This is a genomic window from Priestia sp. P5_B4 (genome assembly GCF_056400385.1).
Genome location: NZ_JBFULJ010000503.1, coordinates 1 through 2,756 on the forward strand (window position 1 = coordinate 1; position 2,756 = coordinate 2,756).

At 36.8% G+C, this 2,756-nt stretch carries 4 protein-coding genes; 1 reads left to right on the forward strand and 3 read right to left on the reverse strand.

What is annotated here, in order from left to right; all coding sequences use genetic code 11:
• The first annotated feature begins 223 nt into the window (after positions 1-223).
• The gene (locus AC1DRF_RS22005) at positions 224-556 is read left to right on the forward strand and encodes a hypothetical protein (protein WP_013056747.1); all 333 of its coding nucleotides are present in this window, start codon (positions 224-226) and stop codon (positions 554-556) included.
• Positions 557-591: 35 nt separating this feature from the next.
• Here the strand turns inward: AC1DRF_RS22005 and motB are convergent, their stop codons facing one another.
• The 3 genes from motB to AC1DRF_RS22020 form a co-directional block, all read right to left on the reverse strand.
• Positions 592-1,425: a flagellar motor protein MotB gene (gene motB / locus AC1DRF_RS22010; RefSeq protein ID WP_025752068.1), complete on the reverse strand. Its 834-nt coding sequence runs from the start codon at positions 1,423-1,425 to the stop codon at positions 592-594.
• Positions 1,418-2,212 carry a flagellar motor stator protein MotA gene (gene motA / locus AC1DRF_RS22015; protein ID WP_477741696.1) on the reverse strand — a complete coding sequence of 265 codons (795 nt, stop codon included), beginning with the start codon at positions 2,210-2,212 and terminating at the stop codon, positions 1,418-1,420. The genes motB and motA overlap by 8 nt, the downstream gene beginning before the upstream one ends.
• Positions 2,213-2,341: 129 nt before the next feature.
• Positions 2,342-2,485, reverse strand: coding sequence for a hypothetical protein (locus AC1DRF_RS22020; RefSeq protein WP_014460421.1), 144 nt, complete (start codon positions 2,483-2,485; stop codon positions 2,342-2,344).
• Positions 2,486-2,756: the final 271 nt, after the last annotated feature.

Genomic DNA, 2,756 nt, shown 5'->3' on the forward strand with positions numbered 1-2,756 from the left:
ACCTACTATTCCTACTCGTCTCATTTTTTCCTCCTTATTTAACGCATTTACTTACAGTATAAAAAAGGCGGAATGATTGAGCTAATTTAAACTGTCTTTTTCATTTAACTGCATTTCTGCTTGTCTCAAAAAAGTAGTCTACGATTCCTTTCAGCTGAGTATACTTGTTGTATACAAATATATCTTTACCTGCTAGCACGTCTATAGATAGGAGGACTGTCATATGATGCTCTATGATATTAAGCACAAAGTATATTACGAAGTATTTAATACAGCTCGCCCTAAAATGAAGGACGCTCACCAAGGCCGAAGCTGGGGATATGTTTATAAAAATCTCAATGGACAACCTACAAAGTTTTGGATTGACTTTACGCATGGACGTTTTATGTACTTTCAAGTTGAAGACAAGTGGTATCGCGTGCAATATTTGCAGTCCAATGATAAGAAAAAAACAGCGGATGTCTTTAAAGGAGCTCTCATTGACTTGATTTTAGATGGAATGGATCTCAAGTTAGTACGAGGAAACTTTGAAAAGAGAAGACTCTTAGCTTTATGACACATAGAAAAACAGCCGTAAAAGCAGTCCTGCTTTTACGGCTGTTTAATTGTACGAGGAGTAATCAATATTTCAACCCTCCTATTTTTCGCTTGTCCCTCTGCTGTATTATTAGATGTCACCGGCTTGAACTCTCCAAATCCTTTTGCACTGAACATGCTTGGATTAAGCTTATCGTTTTTTAAGATAACTTTCATAAAGTTAACTGCTCTCATCACGCTTAACTCCCAGTTGGATTCAAAACCAGCGTTGCGAATAGGTACGTTATCGGTGTGACCGCTAATAATAATATTACGAGGAGGATCAATCACCAAAAGCTCTGAAATATCATTGGCGATTTTTGTATCTTCACTCCGAACTTGTGCTCTTCCCGAATCAAACAATACATTGTCTCGAATGGAAATTAAGAGACCTTCCTCGGTTAACGAAGTCTGTAATTGATTTGTTAGGTTTTTCTTTTGAATATACGCATTAATTTTAGATTGAATTTGCTGAAGCTCTTCTTGATCAGCTTCTCGAATGGTTTGCTCCTTTTGTTCGCTCGTTAACGATTGTGAAGAAGCAGGAGACTGATTGGGGGCTGTCTCCACTTCATTTGTTTTTTCCGTACTTTTAGCTGCAGGGGTATTTGAAGGCTGAACCGCTTCTTCAGATTCCTGCAGAGATTGAAATTCCATCACGCCCGTTCCTCCAACGAACGCTTCATTAAATGCGCGAGAAAGGTTCTTAAATTTCTGCGCATCCACTGAGCTCATTGCAAACAATACAATGAATAAAGCAAGTAAAAGTGTAAGCAAATCTGAGTAAGGAAGCAGCCAGCTTTCGTCAACATGGTCCTCTTCATGCTTTCGTTTTCTGCGTCTACTCATTTATGCCCACTTCACTTTCTTGAAGAAGCTTTTTACGTTCCGCTGTTGGCAAATAAGAAGCCAGCTTTTGCTCAATTACTTTTGGTGTTTCTCCTTCTAAAAGTGAAAGCACTCCTTCGATCATCAYATACTTTACCTTTACTTCATGTTTCGATTTACGCTTTAGTTTATTTGCAAACGGATGCCATAGTACATACCCAGTAAAAATACCAAGAAGCGTAGCAACAAATGCCGCGCTGATCGCATGTCCTAGCGTATCTGTATCTTCCATGTTCCCAAGCGCAGCAATTAACCCTATAACAGCTCCAAGTACACCCAGAGTTGGAGCATATGTACCTGCTAAAGCGAAAATACTTGCACCCGTTTGATGTCTTTCTTCCATAGCATCAATTTCTTCAGACAACACGTCTCGTATATAATCCGCACTTTGACCATCAATAGCTAAATTCAAACCATTTTTTAAGAAAGGGTCATCTACATCAATAATTTGGCCTTCAAGTGATAGTAACCCTTCTTTTCGAACAACTTGTCCCCATTCAGAAAACATGGATACTAAATCAACGGGCTGCAGCATTTTTTGTTCTTTAAACAGGACACCAAACAGTTTTGGGACTCTTTTGATTTCATTTGAAGGAAATGCAATCACTACTGCTCCGACGGTTCCGACAATAATAATTAAAATAGCAGCGGGATTTCCTAACACAGATGGATTAACCCCTTTGAAAAACATACCTACAATAAGAGAGGCTATTCCTAAAATCAGTCCAATAAAAGATGTTTTATCCATATGTAATTCTCCTATCCTTAACTTCCTGTTCTTTCTTTTTGTGTATTTTATCCTCATCTTTTATTTCGACTATTTCATAGAATTTTTAAGCCTTTTATGAATCATATTTATAATTACAGCTTTTCTCTATTATAAAAACACTTTTTTCAACTTTTCATACAGAATATCTGAAGGTCCAGCTATAATCGCTACAATTTGATTTTCCACATAAATAGCAGCCGTCATCTTATTATCAATATCAGCTAAAATGGCAAATCCGACGTTAATGTTCAAGTTTATTCACCTCTGTCACGTTCTTGTTTATTCAACATATAAAAAGAACAGTCTTACCATTTATTTTTCCGTGTCTTATTGACATTTGTAAATTTTATATTAAGATTATGTAAATGAGTTGACAAAATGGAGGTGATATCATGCTACTAGAAAAATACTGTAAAGACACTGATTTATTGATTATCCAGTTTACAATCGAACTAACAAAAGACATTCACGCTAAAATCTCCGCACGTACTTTATTTTATGAAGAACAGGTGATACGTTATGC

Bases quoted from the DNA above. Each gene is read 5' to 3' on its own strand.
- AC1DRF_RS22005 (WP_013056747.1), top strand. From the start codon at position 224: ATGATGCTCTATGATATTAAGCACAAAGTATATTACGAAGTATTTAAT.
- motB (WP_025752068.1), bottom strand. From the start codon at position 1,425: ATGAGTAGACGCAGAAAACGAAAGCATGAAGAGGACCATGTTGACGAA.